Genomic DNA, 20,979 nt, shown 5'->3' with positions numbered 1-20,979 from the left:
TCTTCGCCGGTATAGCTCAGCTGGTAGAGCAACTGACTTGTAATCAGTAGGTCCCGGGTTCGACTCCTGGTGCCGGCACCACGAATCCCCGAAAAGCCCCGCCTCGCGCGGGGCTTTTTTGTTTTATCCTCCTACCTGCCGCCCGATGATGGCACTTCGCATAGAATGCCGGGTCAGATGCACCTACCAGATCTGGGGTTGGCAGGATCGCCATTTTTCCCGTACTAATCGTCGTCTTCACGATCGATTGGTACACCTTGGCGGGACGTGTCGAAGCAGCCCTACGGACAACCACTGCTTGAACAAGGTATGACTCATGACGATTCTCGTGACCGGCAGCGCCGGCTTCATCGGCGCCAATTTCGTGCTCGACTGGCTGGCCCTGCATGACGAGCCGGTGGTCAGCCTCGACAAGCTCACCTACGCCGGCAACCGGCAGAACCTCGCCAGCCTCGACGGCGACGCCCGGCACACCTTCGTTGCCGGCGATATCGGCGATAGCCAACTGGTAGCCCGCCTGCTCGCCGAGCACCAGCCGCGGGCGATCCTCAACTTCGCCGCGGAATCCCATGTGGACCGCTCGATCCACGGCCCCGAGGACTTCATCCAGACCAACATCGTCGGCACCTTCCGCCTGCTGGAAGAAGTGCGCGCCTACTGGGGCGCGCTGGAGCCGGAAGCGAAGGCGGCATTCCGCTTCCTCCACGTCTCCACCGACGAAGTCTATGGCTCGCTGGCACCGAGCGATCCGGCCTTCACCGAGAACAACCGCTACGAGCCGAACAGTCCCTACTCGGCGTCCAAGGCGGCCTCCGACCACCTGGTGCGGGCCTATCACCACACCTACGGGCTGCCGGTGCTGACCACCAACTGCTCGAACAACTACGGCCCCTACCACTTCCCGGAAAAGCTCATCCCACTGGTGATCCACAACGCCCTGGCCGGCAAGCCGCTGCCGATCTACGGCGACGGCCAGCAGATCCGCGACTGGCTCTACGTCAAGGACCATTGCAGCGCCATCCGCCGGGTCCTCGAAGCCGGGCAACTGGGCGAGACCTACAATGTCGGCGGCTGGAACGAAAAGGCCAACCTCGACGTGGTCGAGACCCTCTGCGCCATCCTCGACCAGGAGCAGCCGCGCGCCGACGGCCGCAGCTATCGCGAGCAGATCACCTTCGTCAAGGATCGTCCGGGCCATGATCGCCGCTACGCCATCGATGCCACGCGCCTGGAGCGCGAGCTGGGCTGGAAGCCGGCGGAAACCTTCGAGACCGGCATCCGCAAGACCGTGCGCTGGTACCTGGACAACCAGGACTGGGTGGCCAACGTAACCAGCGGTGCCTACCGCGAGTGGGTGGGTAAGCAGTACGCATGAACCGGATCCTTCTCCTCGGCGCCAACGGCCAGGTCGGCTGGGAGCTGCAGCGCGCCCTGGCGCCGCTGGGCGAACTGCTGGTCTGTGACCGCCGGCGCGCCGATCTCGCCGACCCCGAAGGCCTGGCGCGACTGGTTCGCGCCGAGCGGCCGCAGTTCATCGTCAACGCCGGTGCCTACACCGCGGTGGACAAGGCCGAGAGCGATGCCGACAACGCCCGCCTGATCAATGCCCGCGCCGTCGCGGTACTGGCCGAGGAGGCCGCGGCCTGCGGCGCCTGGCTGGTGCATTACTCCACCGACTACGTGTTCGACGGCGCGGGCAGCGTGCCTTTCGCCGAGGACGCGCCGACCGGCCCGCTGAGCGTCTACGGGCAGACCAAGCTGGAAGGCGAGCAGGCCATCCGCGCCAGCGGCTGCCGCCACCTGATCTTCCGCACCAGCTGGGTCTACGCCGCGCGCGGCGGAAACTTCGCCAAGACCATGCTGCGCCTGGCCGGGCAACGCGACGAACTCAAGGTCGTGGCCGACCAGTTCGGCGCGCCCACCAGCGCCGAGCTGATCGCCGACGTCACCGCCCAGGTCCTGCAGCGCCTGCGCTGGGATGTCGAGCTGGCAGCACGGGCCAGCGGCACCTACCACCTGGTCGCCAGCGGCGAGACGTCCTGGCACCTCTATGCGCGCTTCGTCATCGAACAGGCGCTGGAGCGGGGCTGGGAGTTGCAGGCGACGCCGCAGCGGGTCCTGCCGATCGCCACCGAGGACTACCCGGTGCCGGCGAAGCGTCCGGCCAATTCGCGCCTCGACAACCACAAGCTGCAACAGGTCTTCGGCCTGGTACTGCCCGACTGGCGCTACCATGCCGGACGCATGATCCAGGAACTGAGCGAGCAGGGACCACTATGAAACGCAAGGGCATCATCCTCGCCGGAGGCTCGGGCACCCGCCTGCACCCGGCAACGCTGGCCATCTCCAAGCAGTTGCTGCCGGTGTACGACAAGCCGATGATCTACTACCCGCTCAGTACCCTGATGCTGGCGGGCATCCGCGAGATACTGATCATCTCGACCCCACAGGACACCCCACGCTTCCAGCAGTTGCTGGGCGACGGTTCGAACTGGGGCCTGGACCTGCAATATGCCGTGCAACCGTCGCCGGACGGCCTGGCCCAGGCCTTCCTGATCGGCGAGTCGTTCATCGGCAACGACCTCAGCGCGCTGGTCCTGGGCGACAACCTCTATTACGGCCACGACTTCCACGAGTTGCTCGGCAGCGCTTCGCAGCGCCAGACCGGCGCCAGCGTCTTCGCCTACCACGTGCTGGACCCGGAGCGCTACGGCGTGGTCGAGTTCGACCAGGGCGGCAAGGCCATCAGCCTGGAAGAGAAGCCACTGGAGCCGAAGTCGAACTACGCGGTCACCGGCCTGTATTTCTACGACCAGCAGGTGGTGGACATCGCCAGGGACCTGAAGCCTTCGCCGCGCGGCGAGCTGGAGATCACCGACGTCAACCGCGCCTATCTGGAGCACGGCCAGCTCAGCGTGGAGATCATGGGCCGCGGCTACGCCTGGCTGGATACCGGCACCCACGATTCGCTGCTCGAGGCCGGCCAGTTCATCGCCACCCTGGAGAACCGCCAGGGTCTCAAGGTGGCCTGCCCGGAAGAGATCGCCTACCGGCAGAAGTGGATCGACGCCGCGCAACTGGAAAAACTCGCCGCGCCGCTGGCCAAGAACGGCTACGGCCAATACCTCAAGCGCCTGCTGACTGGAACCGTGTACTGATGAAAGCGACCCGCCTGGCAATTCCCGACGTCATCCTCTTCGAACCCCGGGTGTTCGGCGACGATCGCGGATTCTTCTTCGAAAGCTACAACCAGCGCGCCTTCGAGGAAGCCTGCGGTCATCCGGTCAGCTTCGTCCAGGACAACCATTCGCGTTCCGCCCGTGGCGTCCTCCGCGGCCTGCACTACCAGATCCGGCAAGCCCAGGGAAAACTGGTGCGCGCCACTCTCGGCGAGGTATTCGACGTGGCCGTCGACCTGCGTCGCGGCTCGCCGACCTTCGGCCAGTGGGTAGGCGAACGCCTGAGCGCGGAGAACAAGCGCCAGATGTGGATTCCGGCCGGCTTCGCGCACGGCTTCGTGGTGCTCAGCGAATACGCCGAGTTCCTCTACAAGACCACCGACTTCTGGGCGCCGGAACACGAACGCTGCATCGTCTGGAACGATCCCGAGCTGAAGATCGACTGGCCGCTGCAGGATGCCCCCCTGCTTTCGGAGAAGGACCGCCAGGGCAAGGCATTCGCCGACGCCGACTGCTTCCCCTGAACGGCAGGGAGCGACCGGACTCGGCGCAAGGCGTGATAATTTAGGGCATCCCGTCCGGGATGCCCCGGATACTCGCAGCCACGGCAGGTTCGTTCGTCTTGAAAGCCTATTTCCATCGCTGGCGCTCGCTGGTCATCCTCGCCCTGCTTCTCGCGCCGCTGCTCTGGCCCCTGCAATATTTCGCCGAGCGCTACTACAGCGAGCAGTTGGCCGAGCAGAACCGCCAGACGCTCGACCTCTACGTCGCCAACCTGCTCGGCACGCTGCGCCGCTACGAAGAACTGCCGCAGATCCTCGGCGGCCTGCCGGTGCTGCGCCAGGCCCTGCAACAACCTGGCGACCCGCTGCTGCAGAAGATCGCCAACGAGGCGCTGGCCGACATCCGCCGACGCACCGGCGCCGACGTGATCTACCTGCTGCAACCGGACGGCACCACCCAGGTCGCCTCCAACTGGGCCCAGGCGGACAGTTTCGTCCACCGCAACTTCGCCTTCCGCCCCTATTATCGCGAGGCCATGCAGGGCCGCCTGGCGCGCTTCTTCGGCCTGGGCACCACCTCGATCAAGCGCGGCTACTACTTCGCCAGCGCGGTGAAGGAAGGCTCGCGGATCATCGGCGTGCTGGTGGTGAAGGTCGATCTCGAACACATCGAACGGCTCTGGGGCAATTCCCCGGAGCAACTGCTGGTGATAGACAACTACGGCGTGGTGATCCTCTCCTCCCGCGAGGATTGGCGCTTCCATGCCAGTCGGCCGCTGAGCGCGGCGGAGCGCGACGAGATCCACGCCAACATCCCCTACCCGGTGCAGGACCCGAAGCCCCTGCGCCTGCAGCAGAGCGCCTGGCTCAGCCAGAGCCGGACGCTACCGGAAACCGGCTGGACGGTGAGCATCTACGCCCCCCGCACCCTCATCGAACGGCCGGTGCGCAGCGTCCTGCTGATCGGCGGCGCGACCCTGCTCGCCCTGCTCCTGCTGCTTACCCTGCTGACCCTCAGCCGCCGTCACTACCTGGACCGCATCGCTCTCGAGGCCGAGGCCAAGCGCCAGTTGGAAGAGCGCGTACTGGAACGCACCCGCGAGCTGGAGAACGCCAACGCGCAGTTGCAGCAGGAAGTCCACGAACGCGAGCAGGCCCAGCGCGAGCTGATGCGCGCCCAGGACGAAGTGGTCCAGGCCGGCAAGCTCACGGCCCTCGGCACCATGTCGGCGAGCATCAGCCACGAACTCAACCAGCCGCTGGCGGCGATCCGCAGCTACGCCGACAACGCCCGGGTGCTGCTCGACCACCAGCGCACCGAGGACGCCCGCGGCAATCTCGAGCAGATCAGCGACCTCACCACCCGCATGGCCTCGATCATCGCCCACCTCAAGGCCTATGCCCGCGGTGCGCGCCGGGCGCCGGAGAACGTGCAGTTGCAGCCGGCGATCGAGGACGCCCTGTCGATGGTGGCCAGCCGGCGGCGGGCGATGAACGTCGAACTGCTGCGCGACGTGCCGGACGCCCCGCTGTGGGTCCAGGCCGGCGAGACCCGCTTGCGGCAGATCCTCGGCAACCTGCTCACCAATGCCCTCGACGCGCTCGCCGAGAAAGCTCCGCCGCGGCGCCTGTGGGTAATCGCCAGCCAGGACCAGCACGGCGTGACCCTGACTCTGCGCGACAACGGCCCGGGGTTTTCCGAGGACGCCCTGGCCCACGCCCACGAACCCTTCTTCACCACCAAGACCACCGCCAAAGGGCTCGGCCTCGGCCTGGCCATCTGCGATAACCTATTGCGCGCCCTCGGCGGCCGCCTGGAAATGGGCAACCATCTCGAAGGCGGCGCCGTGGTGCGCCTGCACTTGCTGCCGGGAGTTCCCGGCGTCGCCGCCATGCCCCAGGAGGAAACCCGCGCATGAGTCCCTTCGCGCCATTCGATGCCCAGACCCAGGTCCTGCTGATCGACGACGATCCGCACCTGCGCCAGGCCCTGCGCCAGACGCTCGACCTCGCCGGGCTCAAGGTCGCGACCCTGGACGACGCGCGCCAGTTGGATACCGCGCAGTGCAAGGACTGGCCCGGGGTGGTGGTCAGCGACATCCGCATGCCCGGCATCGATGGCATGGAACTGCTCCGCCAATTGCACGAACAGGACGCCGACCTGCCGGTGATCCTGATCACCGGCCACGGCGACGTGCCGCTGGCGGTCCAGGCCATGCGCGGCGGCGCCTATGACTTCCTGGAAAAGCCCTTCCCCAGCGACGCCCTGCTCGACAGCGTGCGCCGCGCCCTGGAGGTGCGCCGGCTGGTCCTGGAGAACCGCACCCTGCGCCTGGCCCTGGCCGAACGCCACGAGCTGCATGGGCGCCTGATCGGACGCTCGGCCGGCATGCAGCGCCTGCGCGAGCAGGTCGGCTCGCTGGCGGCGATCCAGGCCGACGTGCTGGTCCTTGGCGAAACCGGCGCCGGCAAGGAGGTGGTCGCGCGGGCCCTGCATGACCTGTCGAGCAGACGCGACGGACCGTTCGTCGCGATCAACGCCGGCGCCCTCGCCGAATCGGTGGTGGAAAGCGAACTGTTCGGTCACGAGGCCGGCGCCTTCACCGGCGCGCAGAAGCGCCGCATCGGCAAGTTCGAGTACGCCAATGGCGGCACCCTGTTCCTCGACGAGATCGAGAGCATGAGCCTGGACGTGCAGGTCAAGCTGTTGCGCCTGCTGCAGGAACGGGTAGTCGAGCGGCTCGGCTCCAACCAGTTGATCCCGCTGGATATCCGCATCATCGCGGCAACCAAGGAAGACCTGCGCCAGGCCGCCGACCAGGGCCGCTTCCGCGCCGACCTCTATTACCGCCTCAACGTCGCCAGCCTGCGCATTCCACCGCTGCGCGAGCGCGGCGAAGACATCCCGCTGCTGTTCCGCCATTTCGCCGAAGCCGGCGCCATGCGTCATGGCCTGACGCCACGCGAACTGGACGCCGGCCAGTCGGCGCGGCTGCTGGCCTACGACTGGCCGGGCAACGTGCGCGAATTGCAGAACGCCGCCGAGCGCTTCGCCCTGGGTCTCGGCCTGAGCCTGGACGACGGAGTCCTGCCCGACGCCGCCGACGAGCCGCACAACCTCAGCGCCAAGGTCGAGGCCTTCGAGCGCTCGCTGATCGCTGCCGAACTGGAACGCCCGCACAATTCGCTGCGCAGCGTCGCCGAGGCCCTCGGTATCCCGCGCAAGACCCTGCACGACAAGCTGCGCAAGCACGGCCTGCCGTTCAACACACCTGGCGAAAATCCGCCAGATGATGGCGAATGAATGGCGGATTACCGCCAACCGTTCGCCATCCGCGCCCGCAGCATCTCCCCTGCGTACCCTTGCCCGACTGGCACAGGGCTTGCTCACGGCTTCCCGAGCGTTCCAACAAGCAGAAGACCAGGCGCTTTTCCGATTCACGCAGCATCTGCCGCTGCGCTGCCTAGACTTCCCTTGTTCGGCCACGCCGAGAGGACACCCGTCCTCTTCATAAAAGACAGACAAGAACAAAGAGGAAGTCTCATGCTCAAGCACACCGCGAAGGCGCTCGTCTGCGCACTTTCCCTGACCGTCGCCGGAATCGTCCAGGCAGCCGACCCGATCGTCATCAAGTTCTCCCACGTCGTCGCCGAGCACACGCCCAAGGGCCAGGGCGCGCTGCTGTTCAAGAAACTGGTGGAGGAACGCCTGCCGGGCAAGGTCAAGGTGGAGGTCTACCCGAACTCGTCGCTGTTCGGCGACGGCAAGGAGATGGAAGCCCTGCTGCTGGGCGACGTGCAGATCATCGCGCCGTCGCTGGCCAAGTTCGAGCAGTACACCAAGAAATTGCAGATCTTCGACCTGCCGTTCCTGTTCGACAACATCCAGGCGGTCGACCGCTTCCAGCAGAGCCCGCAGGGCAAGGAGCTGCTGACCTCGATGCAGGACAAGGGCATCACTGGCCTCGGCTACTGGCACAACGGGATGAAGCAGTTGTCCGCCAACAAGCCCCTGCGCGAGCCGAAGGACGCCCGCGGCCTGAAGTTCCGCGTGCAGGCCTCCAAGGTGCTCGAGGAACAGTTCAAGGCGGTGCGCGCCAACCCGCGCAAGATGAGCTTCGCCGAGGTCTATCAGGGCCTGCAGACCGGCGTGGTCAACGGTACCGAGAACCCCTGGTCGAACATCTACTCGCAGAAGATGCACGAAGTGCAGAAGTACATCACCGAGTCCGACCACGGCGTGCTGGACTACATGGTGATCACCAACACCAAGTTCTGGAACGGCCTGCCGGAAGACGTGCGCGGCGTGCTGGCCAAGACCATGGACGAGGTCACCGTGGAGGTGAACAAGCAGGCCGAGGCGCTCAACCAGGGCGACAAGCAGCGCATCGTCGAGGCCAAGACCAGCGAGATCATCGAACTCACTCCCGAACAGCGGGCCGAATGGCGCAAGGCCATGCAGCCGGTGTGGAAGAAGTTCGAAGGCGAGATCGGCGCCGACCTGATCAAGGCCGCCGAAGCCGCCAACCAGGCCCAATAAGAAGAGGGAAAGCCCATGCACGCGCTCGCGCGCGTCTGGGCGCGCCTGGAGGAAGGCCTGATCGCCTTCCTCCTCGCCGCCATGACGCTGGTTACCTTCGTTTATGTAGTCCTCAATAACCTCTATACGCTGCTCTACGATCTCGCCGATCTCTGGGAGGGCGGCAACGAGACGCTGCTCGCCATCGGCGATGGGGTCCTCACCCTGGCCCAGGAGATGACCTGGAGCAACGCCCTGACCAAGGCCCTGTTCGCCTGGCTGATCTTCCTCGGCATCGCCTACGGCGTACGCACCGCCGGGCACCTCGGCGTGGACGTGCTGGTGAAGCTGGCCTCGCGACCGGTACAGCGCGTGCTCGGCGTGATCGCCTGCCTGGCCTGCCTCGGCTACGCCGGCCTGCTCTGCGTGGCCAGCTATGACTGGGTGAAGACCCTGTTCATCGCCGGCATCGGCGCCGAGGACCTCGACCACTTCGGCATCCGCCAATGGCACATCGGCCTGATCGTGCCGGTCGGCTTCGCCCTGGTGTTCATCCGTTTCGCCGAGATCCTCGTGCGCATCCTGCGCAACCGCCAGACCGGACTGGGACTGGCCGACGAGGCTGCCGACGCGCTGAAGCTGACCGAGCACGAGGAGCCCAAGGCATGACCATTCTGTTCCTCTTCCTGCTGCTCTTCCTGCTGATGTTCATCGGCGTGCCGATCGCCGTCTCCCTGGGTCTCTCCGGCGCACTGACGATCCTCCTGTTCAGCCCGGACTCGGTACGCTCGCTGGCGATCAAGCTGTTCGAGACCTCCGAGCACTACACCCTGCTGGCGATCCCGTTCTTCCTGCTCTCCGGCGCGTTCATGACCACCGGTGGCGTGGCGCGGCGCCTGATCGACTTCGCCAACGCCTGCGTCGGACACATCCGTGGCGGCCTGGCGATCGCCGCGGTGCTCGCCTGCATGCTCTTCGCCGCGCTATCCGGCTCGTCTCCGGCAACGGTGGCGGCAGTGGGTTCGATCGCCATCGCCGGCATGGTCCGCTCGGGTTATCCACAGGCGTTCGGCGCCGGGATCGTCTGCAACGCCGGCACCCTCGGCATCCTCATCCCGCCATCGATCGTGATGGTGGTCTACGCCGCCGCCACCGAGACCTCGGTGGGCAAGCTGTTCATCGCCGGCGTGGTTCCGGGGCTGCTGCTGGGACTGATCCTGATGGTGGTGATCTACATCGTCGCCCGGGTCAAGAAGCTGCCCGCCATGCCAAGGGTCAGTCTGCGCGAATGGCTGGCCAGCGCGCGCAAGGCGCTGTGGGGGCTGCTGCTGATGGTGATCATCCTCGGCGGCATCTATTCCGGCGCCTTCACCCCCACCGAGGCCGCCGCCGTCGCCGCGGTGTACTCGGCCTTCGTCGCACTGTTCGTCTACCGCGACATGCGCCTGAGCGAATGCCCGAAGGTGCTGCTGGAGTCCGGCAAGCTGACCATCATGCTGATGTTCATCATCGCCAACGCCATGCTCTTCGCCCACGTGCTGACCACCGAGCAGATACCGCAGAGCATCGCCAGTTGGGTCACGGAACTGGGACTTTCGCCATGGATGTTCCTGCTGGTGGTGAACATCGTGCTGCTGATCGCCGGCAACTTCATGGAGCCTTCGGCGATCATCCTGATCCTGGCGCCGATCTTCTTCCCCATCGCCATGGAGCTGGGCATCGATCCGATCCACCTCGGCATCATCATGGTGGTGAACATGGAGATCGGCCTGATCACGCCGCCGGTCGGGCTCAACCTGTTCGTCACCTCGGCGGTCACCGGCATGCCGCTGGGCGCGACCATCCGCGCAGCGCTGCCGTGGCTCATGATCCTGCTGGTGTTCCTGATCATCGTGACCTACATCCCGGCGGTATCCCTGGCATTGCCGAACTGGCTGGGGATGAGCTGACGGAACGGTAACGACGGCGGAAAACCCCGCCCTGCGCTCGGGCCTTCGGCAAAAATCCGCTCATGCCGCAGGCCCGTGCCCCGCAGTTGACGGGCCGGGCCACCTGTCGATGGCTGGCACGCCGCTTGCTCAATCGCTCGCAGTGCCCCTGGCACCGGCTTTCGGTTCGCCCAGCGAACCGCGCCCTTCGGCCACGAACCGGATGGCGGCCCCTTCCCCTGTGCCGACGTGCGCCAGCACGCGCGGCGGGTGGGCGGCGATCCCGTCCCCCCAGCGGTCTTCACACCCTGAAGCCCAAATGAAGAGCCCGGCGAACGCCGGGCTTCTTCATTTCTTTCCTTGTGCTTTTTCGTTCTTTGATAAGAGCGGAAAATTATTTTTACTTATAAATAAAAAATACTCCTCTCGAAATACTGCAACACTTCCCTGGAAAGTCGCGGCGGTTTTTCGACGGACCGTCAACAAGCCGGCGACCACCCACCTGAAAGTCAGAATACCGTCTCGCGAAATTCATTGATCGGCATCAACGATCCGGCCTGATCCGCGGCTTATAGCCCGATCTCGAGCAATTTCAAGCTTTCCCCGTAGCGGATGGCAAGTCTTCCCCTAACACATGAAAAAACCGCCCTATTCCGGGCAGGTCTTAGATTCCTCTTCTATCTTTGGCACTCGCGACTTACAGGAATGCGTCATCTAATTACTTTGAGTAGGAAGCTATTGACGTGGATCAGCATTCAACAATAGCCGCTGCCGCCTAATGTCTTCACTCTCAATTCCTATAGGGAGATTCCGAAAATGTCCCAAGAATCCAGCCAAAAACTCCGACTAGGAGCGCTAACGGCTCTGGTTGTCGGCTCGATGATCGGAGGGGGCATCTTCTCCCTCCCGCAAAACATGGCAGCCAGCGCCGATGTCGGCGCCGTCCTGATCGGATGGGCGATCACCGCCGTCGGCATGCTCACCCTCGCTTTCGTCTTCCAGACCCTCGCCAACCGCAAGCCCGAACTCGACGGCGGCGTGTACGCCTACGCCAAGGCCGGCTTCGGCGACTACATGGGTTTCTCCTCGGCCTGGGGCTACTGGATCAGCGCCTGGCTGGGCAACGTCGGCTACTTCGTCCTGTTGTTCAGCACCCTCGGCTACTTCTTCCCGATCTTCGGCAAGGGCGACACCGTCGCGGCGATCGTCTGCGCCTCGGTCCTGCTCTGGGCCCTGCACTTCCTGGTGCTGCGCGGGATCAAGGAGGCGGCGTTCATCAACACCGTCACCACCGTGGCCAAGGTCGTGCCGCTGTTCCTGTTCATCCTGATCTGCCTGTTCGCCTTCAAGCTGGACATCTTCACCGCCGACATCTGGGGCAAGAGCAACCCGGACCTGGGCAGCGTGATGAACCAGGTGCGCAACATGATGCTGGTCACCGTCTGGGTGTTCATCGGCATCGAGGGCGCGAGCATCTTCTCCTCCCGCGCGGAAAAACGTTCCGACGTCGGCAAGGCCACCGTGATCGGCTTCATCACCGTCCTGCTCCTGCTGGTGCTGGTCAACGTGCTGTCCATGGGCGTGATGACCCAGCCGGAACTGGCCAAGCTGCAGAACCCGTCGATGGCGCTGGTACTCGAGCATGTGGTCGGCCACTGGGGCGCCGTGCTGATCAGCGTCGGCCTGCTGATCTCGCTGCTGGGCGCGCTGCTCTCCTGGGTGCTGCTGTGCGCCGAGATCATGTTCGCCGCCGCCAAGGACCACACCATGCCGGAGTTCCTGCGCCGCGAGAACGCCAACCAGGTGCCGGCCAACGCCCTGTGGCTGACCAACATCTGCGTACAGGTGTTCCTGGTGGTGGTGTTCTTCACCTCGGGCGACCCGGACGGCATGGACCCGTACACCAAGATGCTGCTCCTGGCCACCTCGATGATCCTGATCCCGTACTTCTGGTCCGCCGCCTATGGCCTGCTGCTGACCCTGAAGGGCGAGACCTACGAGAACGATGCCCGCGAACGCAGCAAGGACCTGGTCATCGCCGGCATCGCCGTGGCCTACGCGGTCTGGCTGCTCTACGCGGGGGGCCTGAAGTACCTGCTGCTGTCCGCCCTGCTGTATGCGCCCGGCGCGATCCTTTTCGCCAAGGCCAAGCACGAGGTCGGCCAGCCGATCTTCACCGGAATCGAAAAACTGATCTTCGCCGCAGTCGTCATTGGCGCCCTGGTGGCTGCCTACGGCCTCTACGACGGTTTCCTCACCCTCTGATTACTCCACTGGAGACGTGAAATGAGCACGGAAAAAACCAAACTTGGCGTCCACTCCGAAGCCGGCAAACTGCGCAAAGTGATGGTCTGCTCGCCCGGACTCGCCCACCAGCGCCTGACCCCGAGCAACTGCGACGAGTTGCTGTTCGACGACGTGATCTGGGTGAACCAGGCCAAGCGCGACCACTTCGACTTCGTCACCAAGATGCGCGAGCGCGGCATCGACGTCCTCGAGATGCACAATCTGCTGACCGAGACCATCCAGAACCCGGAAGCGCTGAAGTGGATCCTCGATCGCAAGATCACCGCCGACAGCGTCGGCCTGGGCCTGACCAGCGAGCTGCGCTCCTGGCTGGAGAGCCTGGAGCCGCGCAAGCTGGCCGAGTACCTGATCGGCGGCGTCGCCGCTGACGACCTGCCCGCCAGCGAAGGCGCCAACATCCTCAAGATGTACCGCGAGTACCTGGGCCATTCCAGCTTCCTGCTGCCGCCGTTGCCGAACACCCAGTTCACCCGCGACACCACTTGCTGGATCTACGGCGGCGTGACCCTGAACCCGATGTACTGGCCGGCGCGACGACAGGAAACCCTGCTGACCACCGCCATCTACAAGTTCCACCCCGAGTTCGCCAACGCCGAGTTCGAGATCTGGTACGGCGACCCGGACAAGGACCACGGCTCCTCGACCCTGGAAGGCGGCGACGTGATGCCGATCGGCAACGGCGTGGTCCTGATCGGCATGGGCGAGCGCTCCTCGCGCCAGGCCATCGGTCAGGTCGCCCAGTCGCTGTTCGCCAAGGGCGCCGCCGAGCGGGTGATCGTCGCCGGCCTGCCGAAGTCCCGCGCCGCGATGCACCTGGACACCGTGTTCAGCTTCTGCGACCGCGACCTGGTCACGGTCTTCCCGGAAGTGGTCAAGGAAATCGTGCCCTTCAGCCTGCGCCCCGATCCGAGCAGCCCCTACGGCATGAACATCCGCCGCGAGGAGAAAACCTTCCTCGAAGTGGTCGCCGAATCCCTCGGCCTGAAGAAACTGCGCGTGGTCGAGACCGGCGGCAACAGCTTCGCCGCCGAGCGCGAGCAATGGGACGACGGTAACAACGTGGTCTGCCTGGAGCCGGGCGTGGTGGTCGGCTACGACCGCAACACCTACACCAACACCCTGCTGCGCAAGGCCGGCGTCGAGGTCATCACCATCAGCGCCAGCGAACTGGGTCGCGGTCGCGGCGGCGGCCACTGCATGACCTGCCCGATCGTCCGCGACCCGATCGACTACTGACAGACAACCCGCTCTCGAGCTGAACGGCGGCGTCCCCAGGAGGGGCGCCGCCCACCGACTTCCCACAAGGAGATCAATCATGGCTTTCAACATGCACAACCGTAACCTGCTCAGCCTGATGCACCACAGCACCCGCGAGCTGCGTTACCTGCTCGACCTGTCCCGCGACCTCAAGCGCGCCAAGTACACCGGCACCGAGCAGCAGCACCTGAAGCGCAAGAACATTGCCCTGATCTTCGAGAAAACCTCCACTCGCACCCGCTGCGCCTTCGAGGTGGCCGCCTACGACCAGGGCGCCAACGTCACCTACATCGACCCGAACTCCTCGCAGATCGGCCACAAGGAGAGCATGAAGGACACCGCGCGGGTTCTCGGCCGGATGTACGACGCCATCGAGTACCGCGGCTTCAAGCAGGAAATCGTCGAGGAACTCGCGAAGTTCGCCGGCGTTCCGGTGTTCAACGGCCTGACCGACGAATACCACCCGACCCAGATGCTCGCCGACGTGCTGACCATGCGCGAGCACAGCGACAAGCCGCTGCACGACATCAGCTACGCCTACCTGGGCGACGCGCGCAACAACATGGGCAACTCCCTGCTGCTGATCGGCGCCAAGCTCGGCATGGACGTACGCATCGCCGCACCGAAGGCGCTCTGGCCGCACGACGAGTTCGTCGCCCAGTGCAAGAAGTTCGCCGAGGAAAGCGGCGCCAAGCTGACCCTCACCGAGGATCCGAAGGAAGCCGTGAAGGGCGTGGACTTCGTCCACACCGACGTCTGGGTGTCGATGGGCGAGCCGGTGGAAGCCTGGGGCGAGCGGATCAAGGAACTGCTGCCCTACCAGGTCAACATGGAGATCATGAAGGCCACCGGCAACCCGCGGGCCAAGTTCATGCACTGCCTGCCGGCGTTCCACAACAGCGAGACCAAGGTCGGCAAGCAGATCGCCGAGCAGTATCCGAACCTGGCCAACGGCATCGAGGTGACCGAGGACGTCTTCGAGTCGCCCTACAACATCGCCTTCGAGCAGGCCGAGAACCGCATGCATACCATCAAGGCGATCCTCGTCTCGACCCTCGCCGACATCTGACCGCGCTCCTGCGCCCCGGCCCACGCGGCCGGGCGCAGCCGCCTTCCGGAGGTAACCGATATGCGTATCGTCGTCGCATTGGGCGGTAATGCCCTGCTACGCCGTGGCGAACCCATGACCGCGGACAACCAGCGGGAAAACGTGCGGATCGCCGCCGAACAGATCGCCAAGGTGGCGCCCGGCAACGAGCTGGTGATCGCCCACGGCAACGGCCCCCAGGTCGGCCTGCTGGCCCTCCAGGGTGCCGCCTACGACAAGGTCTCGCCCTACCCGCTGGACGTCCTCGGCGCGGAAACCGAGGGCATGATCGGCTACATGATCGAACAGGAAATGGGCAACCTGCTGCCGTTCGAAGTGCCGTTCGCCACCATCCTCACCCAGGTCGAGGTGGACGGTAAGGATCCGGCGTTCCAGAACCCGACCAAGCCGATCGGCCCGGTCTACTCCAGGGAAGAAGCCGAGCGCCTGGCCGCCGAGAAGGGCTGGAGCATCGCCCCGGACGGCGACAAGTTCCGCCGCGTGGTGCCCAGCCCGCGGCCGAAGCGGATCTTCGAGATCCGCCCGGTGAAGTGGCTGCTGGAGAAAGGCACCATCGTCATCTGCGCTGGCGGCGGCGGTATCCCGACCATGTACGACGAGGCCGGGAAGAAGCTCAGCGGCGTCGAGGCGGTGATCGACAAGGACCTCTGCTCCTCGCTGCTGGCCCAGGAGCTGGTGGCCGACATCCTGATCATCGCCACCGACGTCGACGCGGCCTACGTCGACTGGGGCAAGCCGACCCAGAAGGCCATCGCCCAGGCCCACCCGGACGAACTGGAGCGCCTCGGCTTCGCCGCCGGCTCCATGGGTCCGAAGGTCCAGGCCGCCATCGAGTTCGCCCGCGCCACCGGCAAGGACGCGGTGATCGGTTCGCTCGCGGACATCGTCGCAATCACCGAGGGCAAGGCGGGAACACGGGTCAGCACGCGCAAGGCGGGCATCGAGTACCGCTGATACACCACCCCCAGGGCCGCTTCGCGGCCCTTCTTCATTCTCCTCTGCCGGCATCGGGCGAAAGGTGGATAGCGCCACGCCTCTGCGCGCGGACTTTCAAGCAAGTCCCGCAACACTCGCCCACGCCCCACCTCTGCCAACAGCCCGGCCATGGGCGTCAATCCCCCCACGGCAGACCGCCAGCACTTGTGGAAAGCCCACGCAACGCGGTATTCAGTAGGAAAATACGTGACTCGATAGTCATGATTCACGTCAGCATAGTCACCCTGATCATTTCAACGGCCACTGGCTCGTGCCCGGGTCCGTGAAGCTCGCCTCGCCGACGGGAAAGGCCGCCATCGCCGCCACGCGCTTCCCGCTCCGGACCAGGCAGCAGCCCGGCACGCGAACGACTATTCGAAGGAGTTTCTGAGTGATGTCTCGACTACCGGTCATTGTTGGTTTCGGTGGCTACAACGCAGCAGGCCGTAGTTCCTTCCACCACGGCTTCCGCCGCATGGTCATCGAATCGATGGACCCGCAGGCGCGCCAGGAAACCCTAGCCGGCCTGGCGGTCATGATGAAACTGGTCAAGGCCGAAGGCGGCCGCTACCTGGCCGAAGACGGCACGCCGCTGTCCCCGGAGGACATCGAGCGGCGCTACGCCGAACGCATCTTCGCCTCTACCCTGGTGCGACGCATCGAACCGCAGTACCTCGACCCGGATGCAGTCCACTGGCACAAGGTCCTCGAGCTGTCCCCTGCCGAAGGCCAGGCGCTGACCTTCAAGGCCTCGCCCAAGCAACTGCCCGAGCCGCTGCCGGCCAACTGGTCGATCGCTCCCGCGGAGGACGGCGAGGTGCTGGTGAGCATCCACGAGCGCTGCGAGTTCAAGGTGGACAGCTACCGTGCGCTGACGGTGAAGTCCGCCGGCCAGTTGCCCACCGGTTTCGAACCGGGCGAGCTGTACAACTCGCGCTTCCACCCGCGCGGCCTGCAGATGTCGGTGGTCGCCGCGACCGACGCGATCCGCTCCACCGGCATCGACTGGAAGACCATCGTCGACAACGTCCAGCCCGACGAGATCGCGGTATTCTCCGGCAGCATCATGAGCCAGCTCGACGACAACGGTTTCGGCGGCCTGATGCAATCCCGCCTGAAGGGCCACCGGGTCTCGGCCAAGCAACTGCCGCTGGGCTTCAACAGCATGCCCACCGATTTCATCAATGCCTACGTGCTCGGCAGCGTCGGCATGACCGGCAGCATCACAGGCGCCTGCGCCACCTTCCTCTACAACCTGCAGAAGGGTATCGACGTCATCACCAGCGGCCAGGCCCGGGTGGTCATCGTCGGCAACAGCGAGGCGCCGATCCTGACGGAGTGCATCGAGGGCTACAGTGCCATGGGCGCACTGGCCACCGAAGAAGGCCTGCGCCTGATCGAAGGCCGCGACGACGTGGACTTCCGCCGCGCCAGCCGGCCTTTCGGCGAGAACTGCGGCTTCACCCTGGCCGAGTCCAGCCAATACGTAGTGCTGATGGACGACGAACTGGCCCTGCGCCTGGGCGCGGATATCCACGGCGCGGTAACCGACGTGTTCATCAACGCCGACGGTTTCAAGAAGTCCATCTCCGCCCCCGGCCCGGGCAACTACCTGACGGTAGCCAAGGCGGTGGCCAGCGCGGTGCAGATCGTCGGCCTGGACACCGTGCGCCACGCCAGCTTCGTCCACGCCCACGGCTCCAGCACGCCGGCCAACCGGGTCACCGAATCGGAAATCCTCGACCGCGTGGCCAGCGCCTTCGGCATCGACGGCTGGCCGGTCACCGCGGTGAAGGCCTACGTCGGCCACTCCCTGGCCACCGCCAGCGCCGATCAACTGATTTCCGCCCTGGGCACCTTCAAGTACGGCATCCTCCCTGGGATCAAGACCATCGACAAGGTCGCCGACGACGTCCGCCAGCAGCGCCTGAGCATCTCCAATCGCGACATGCGCCAGGACAAGCCGCTGGAGGTGTGCTTCATCAACTCCAAGGGCTTCGGCGGCAACAACGCCAGCGGCGTGGTGCTGTCGCCGCGAATCGCCGAGAAGATGCTGCGCAAGCGCCATGGCCAAGCGGCCTTCGCCGCCTACGTCGAGAAGCGCGAGCAGACCCGCGCCGCCGCCCGCGCCTACGACCAGCGCGCGCTGCAGGGCGACCTGGAGATCATCTACAACTTCGGCCAGGACCTGATCGACGAACACGCCATCGAGGTCAGCGCCGAACAGGTGACGGTGCCCGGCTTCAGCCAGCCGCTGGTATACAAGAAGGACGCGCGTTTCAGCGACATGCTCGACTGAGCGCCGCCACAACGGAAAAGGCCCGGCTAGACCGGGCCTTTTCGTTTCAGTGCAGCGCGCGCGCCAGTTGGATCAGCTCGCTGCGCCACTCGGCGAGCCTATCTGGATGCGCTGGATCAGGTGATGGCCAGTTCCAGCGTTTCACCGACAGCCGCTGGAAGTTCACGGGTACGATGCCGATCTGGACTTCCAGCGTCTCATGGATGAACAAACAGCGACGAGGTTCCTGGCGGAACTGAAAAAGCACCGATCGGCCAATTTTGACATCAAGCTCCACGGTGAAGCTCCCATTGAGTTATCAGGCACTGGATATCCGTTCTGATAGCCCCTCGAAACACCTATTTATTGACAGGTGTTTTCTCATCGCTGGAGGAAAGCACATAGTAAAAAAATACGAACCCCAGCCATAGGGGAAGCATTGCCTCATAATCCCCACTGAAAAAAGAGCAGGCAAACCCTACCAGCCAAACCGCAAGAAGAATTCCACTCAACACCTGTGTGGTCTTACTGCGAAATATCAGTCCTCCAGAGGTACTACGCCAACCTATAATCAGCAACGGCAGGAGCATAAAACAGACGGCAAAAGCGACCGCGCAAGAGACAAACCAGGCAACTACTATATTGTCCCTCCACGTTGGATACAGCATTCTATCCAGACTTAAAGAGGTTGCTAAAACTTCTGAAAGCACAATGGAAACTGGAGTCGCCAAATAGAGAAAAACCAAAAGCACACGACTTCTCCTCACGACTACCGGAGATGGCAGAAAGAATATAGCGAGCGCCAAAATAAGCGCACAAATCGAATACCGCTCCAGATAGATCTTATCGGTAAGCTGCCGGAACAACTCGTCTTGAAATTTCTCTTCAGCGGTCAGTCTTGAAGCATAGTCATTCATATTCTCAGGATAGATATCTGCCAACACCTCAGAGCTTTTCAAAACATCCATACCCAGCGAAGCTGAGAATAGATAAATCGATACGCTCGCCATCACAGCCGCAGCTAAAACACGAAAACGATAGATCGATGGATATGTTGGCATAGTGCCCTCCCGCAAACGCGAGAACTCTACGCTCTATATGCTCTCCCCGTGTGCGATTACGATGGAGTTTTCATGGAGCCCATGATCCTCCCCAGGCTTCGGAAAAAATCACACATGAACTTACTCAGGCGCCACCCCTATCGGCACCGGCCGACAGCTCAACGAAAAGCCCCGCTCATACGGTCATGCCGTTCACCAAAGTGAATATTTGATGAGCCACTACCGAATCCCGCTGTCAGTCATCTGCTGCGGGCTATTTGCATGTTTTCTGTCAGCCCGAGCGGGCAAAACATCGTAATCTCCCATAGAGACCAGAAAACAGATCAGAAAAACGCCGCGCCCCAATTGGGGCGCGGCGTTTTTCTTAAGTAAACAGCATTAGGGTTCGACCAGCTCTTTCGTTTCAGTGCAGCGCGCGCGCCAGTTGGATCAGCTCGCTGCGCCACTCGGCGGCGCGCGGCAGGGCCAGGAAGGAGCCGTTGAGGTAGTCCTCGCGCGGCTCGTAGGTGAATGGCGCGCCATGCAGGTCGAGCACCTCGCCGCCGGCGCCTTCCAGCACACCCTGGGCGGCGGCCGTGTCCCATTGCGAGGTTGGCGTCAGGCGCGGATAGCAGTCGGCAGCGCCCTCGGCCAGCAGGCAGAACTTCAGCGAACTGCCGATGCTGGCTCGCCGCAGGTCGCCGAAGCGCTCGCTCAAGCCATCCAGCAGGCGCTCCTGGGCCGGGCTGCCGTGGCGCTTGCTGGCCACCACGGTGAAGGCCTCCTCGGGCTCCAGGCGCACACTGATCGGTTGCGCGCGGCCATCGGCCTCCTCGCGCCAGGCACCGAGACCGGCGCCACCGTAGTAGCAGCGGCCGCTCACCGGCACGCCGACTAGGCCGAACAGCACCCGGCCATCCTCGACCAGGGCCACGTTGACGGTGAACTCCTCGCTACCGGAGATGAACTCCTTGGTGCCGTCCAGCGGGTCCACCAGCCACCAGCGCCGCCAGTGGCCGCGCTCGCTCAGCGGTATCTCGCAATCCTCTTCGGAAAGCACCGGAATGTCTGGCGCCAGCGCCCGCAACCCCGCCTCCAATATATGGTGCGCGGCAAGGTCGGCGGCGGTAACCGGCGATTCGTCGGCCTTCGAGCGCACCGCCACGTCGGCGCGCCAGTGCGGCAGGATCGCCTCGCCGGCGCGCCCCACCAGCGCCACCAATTCGCCCCAGGGCACCGGCCTCATGCCTGGTACTCGCCGCGCTGGGTGAGCAGGTCGCGCACCAGGTACAGCGCGGCCAGGGCGCGGCCCTCGCTGAACTGGGCGTGCTGGGCCAGGCTCGACAGTTCGCGCAGGCTGATGCGATCGACGCCCATCGGCTCCGGCTCGTCGCCCGGCAGGCGCTCCTCGTAGAGGTCGCGCGCCAGCACCACCTGGATGCGCTGGCTCATGTAGCCCGGCGACAGCGACAGTTCGGTGATGTGCTCCAGTTGCCGGGCACCGTAGCCCGCTTCCTCCTTGAGTTCGCGGTTGGCCGCCGCGAGGATGTCCTCGCCCGGCTCGACCAGGCCCTTGGGCAACGACAACTGGTATTCGTCGACCCCGGCGCAATATTCCTCCACCAGCACCGCGTGCTCGGCATCGAGCATGGCCACCACCATCACCGCACCGTAGCCCTGGCCCTTGCCGACCAGACGCTCGTAGGTGCGCTCGACGCCATTGCTGAAGCGCAGTTGCAACTCCTCGACAGCGAACAGTCGGCTCTTCGCGACGATCTCGCTGGCGAGTACGGTGGGTTTCTGACGCATGTGGATAACTCCTTGGCGAAGCCGGCGGGTTATCATACCCCGGCTTTTCCGATTATCCCTGTCGGAGATTGATGGG

18 protein-coding genes and 1 tRNA gene are annotated in these 20,979 nt (G+C 64.5%); 15 read left to right on the top strand and 4 right to left on the bottom strand.

Annotation, left to right across the window (positions count from 1 at the left end; translation table 11 throughout):
* Positions 1-5: 5 nt before the first annotated feature.
* The 15 genes from HMPREF1224_RS29505 to fabY all read left to right on the top strand — a co-directional run bounded on the left by HMPREF1224_RS29505 (position 6) and on the right by fabY (position 18,075).
* A tRNA-Thr gene (locus tag HMPREF1224_RS29505) sits at positions 6-81 on the top strand.
* A 235-nt stretch (positions 82-316) separates the two neighbouring features.
* Complete coding sequence (rfbB, locus tag HMPREF1224_RS29500) at positions 317-1,375, top strand: dTDP-glucose 4,6-dehydratase (RefSeq protein WP_003096179.1); 1,059 nt, start codon at positions 317-319, stop codon at positions 1,373-1,375.
* A complete protein-coding gene (gene rfbD / locus HMPREF1224_RS29495) occupies positions 1,372-2,280 on the top strand; it encodes a dTDP-4-dehydrorhamnose reductase (protein ID WP_010793673.1) in 909 nt (302 codons plus the stop codon). The genes rfbB and rfbD overlap by 4 nt, the downstream gene beginning before the upstream one ends.
* Entirely contained in the window at positions 2,277-3,158 is an 882-nt protein-coding gene (rfbA, locus tag HMPREF1224_RS29490) for a glucose-1-phosphate thymidylyltransferase RfbA (protein WP_010793672.1), read from the top strand. The genes rfbD and rfbA overlap by 4 nt, the downstream gene beginning before the upstream one ends.
* Positions 3,158-3,703 carry a dTDP-4-dehydrorhamnose 3,5-epimerase gene (gene rfbC / locus HMPREF1224_RS29485; RefSeq protein WP_003096184.1) on the top strand — a complete coding sequence of 182 codons (546 nt, stop codon included), beginning with the start codon at positions 3,158-3,160 and terminating at the stop codon, positions 3,701-3,703. The genes rfbA and rfbC overlap by 1 nt, the downstream gene beginning before the upstream one ends.
* 59 nt (positions 3,704-3,762) lie before the next feature.
* Complete coding sequence (dctB, locus tag HMPREF1224_RS29480) at positions 3,763-5,601, top strand: two-component system sensor histidine kinase DctB (protein WP_003123664.1); 1,839 nt, start codon at positions 3,763-3,765, stop codon at positions 5,599-5,601.
* Complete coding sequence (gene dctD, locus HMPREF1224_RS29475; RefSeq protein WP_003096187.1) at positions 5,598-6,986, top strand: two-component system response regulator DctD; 1,389 nt, start codon at positions 5,598-5,600, stop codon at positions 6,984-6,986. Before dctB ends, dctD begins: the two co-directional genes overlap by 4 nt.
* A gap of 240 nt (positions 6,987-7,226) precedes the next feature.
* On the top strand, positions 7,227-8,222 hold the full coding sequence (gene dctP, locus HMPREF1224_RS29470) for a C4-dicarboxylate TRAP substrate-binding protein DctP (RefSeq protein ID WP_003105525.1): 996 nt from the start codon (positions 7,227-7,229) through the stop codon (positions 8,220-8,222).
* Positions 8,223-8,237: 15 nt separating this feature from the next.
* Positions 8,238-8,870 carry a C4-dicarboxylate TRAP transporter small permease protein DctQ gene (dctQ, locus tag HMPREF1224_RS29465; protein WP_003105527.1) on the top strand — a complete coding sequence of 211 codons (633 nt, stop codon included), beginning with the start codon at positions 8,238-8,240 and terminating at the stop codon, positions 8,868-8,870.
* Positions 8,867-10,150 (top strand): C4-dicarboxylate TRAP transporter large permease protein DctM, encoded by a 1,284-nt coding sequence (gene dctM / locus HMPREF1224_RS29460; protein ID WP_003105529.1) that lies wholly within the window; start codon positions 8,867-8,869, stop codon positions 10,148-10,150. Before dctQ ends, dctM begins: the two co-directional genes overlap by 4 nt.
* Positions 10,151-10,945: 795 nt before the next feature.
* On the top strand, positions 10,946-12,394 hold the full coding sequence (gene arcD, locus HMPREF1224_RS29455) for an arginine-ornithine antiporter (protein WP_003123669.1): 1,449 nt from the start codon (positions 10,946-10,948) through the stop codon (positions 12,392-12,394).
* Between the two features lie 21 nt (positions 12,395-12,415).
* Positions 12,416-13,672, top strand: coding sequence for an arginine deiminase (arcA, locus tag HMPREF1224_RS29450; RefSeq protein ID WP_003111744.1), 1,257 nt, complete (start codon positions 12,416-12,418; stop codon positions 13,670-13,672).
* A gap of 79 nt (positions 13,673-13,751) precedes the next feature.
* Entirely contained in the window at positions 13,752-14,762 is a 1,011-nt protein-coding gene (locus HMPREF1224_RS29445; protein ID WP_003100031.1) for an ornithine carbamoyltransferase, read from the top strand.
* A 60-nt stretch (positions 14,763-14,822) separates the two neighbouring features.
* A complete protein-coding gene (gene arcC / locus HMPREF1224_RS29440) occupies positions 14,823-15,755 on the top strand; it encodes a carbamate kinase (RefSeq protein ID WP_003100033.1) in 933 nt (310 codons plus the stop codon).
* 415 nt (positions 15,756-16,170) lie between these two features.
* Positions 16,171-18,075 (top strand): beta-ketoacyl-ACP synthase FabY, encoded by a 1,905-nt coding sequence (gene fabY / locus HMPREF1224_RS29435; RefSeq protein WP_010793671.1) that lies wholly within the window; start codon positions 16,171-16,173, stop codon positions 18,073-18,075.
* 46 nt (positions 18,076-18,121) lie between these two features.
* Here fabY and HMPREF1224_RS45415 read toward each other — a convergent pair whose 3' ends face one another.
* The 4 genes from HMPREF1224_RS45415 to nudE all read right to left on the bottom strand — a co-directional run bounded on the left by HMPREF1224_RS45415 (position 18,122) and on the right by nudE (position 20,903).
* Complete coding sequence (locus HMPREF1224_RS45415) at positions 18,122-18,352, bottom strand: hypothetical protein (protein ID WP_123822970.1); 231 nt, start codon at positions 18,350-18,352, stop codon at positions 18,122-18,124.
* A gap of 61 nt (positions 18,353-18,413) precedes the next feature.
* Positions 18,414-19,115 carry a hypothetical protein gene (locus tag HMPREF1224_RS44520; protein ID WP_010793670.1) on the bottom strand — a complete coding sequence of 234 codons (702 nt, stop codon included), beginning with the start codon at positions 19,113-19,115 and terminating at the stop codon, positions 18,414-18,416.
* A 403-nt stretch (positions 19,116-19,518) separates the two neighbouring features.
* On the bottom strand, positions 19,519-20,340 hold the full coding sequence (gene cysQ, locus HMPREF1224_RS29430; protein ID WP_010793669.1) for a 3'(2'),5'-bisphosphate nucleotidase CysQ: 822 nt from the start codon (positions 20,338-20,340) through the stop codon (positions 19,519-19,521).
* Positions 20,337-20,903, bottom strand: coding sequence for an ADP compounds hydrolase NudE (gene nudE / locus HMPREF1224_RS29425; protein ID WP_003096206.1), 567 nt, complete (start codon positions 20,901-20,903; stop codon positions 20,337-20,339). Before nudE ends, cysQ begins: the two co-directional genes overlap by 4 nt.
* Positions 20,904-20,979 lie beyond the last annotated feature (76 nt).

Source organism: Pseudomonas sp. P179 (genome assembly GCF_000478485.2).
GTDB lineage: Bacteria > Pseudomonadota > Gammaproteobacteria > Pseudomonadales > Pseudomonadaceae > Pseudomonas > Pseudomonas aeruginosa.
This window is presented reverse-complemented; position numbering and strand designations above follow the sequence as displayed.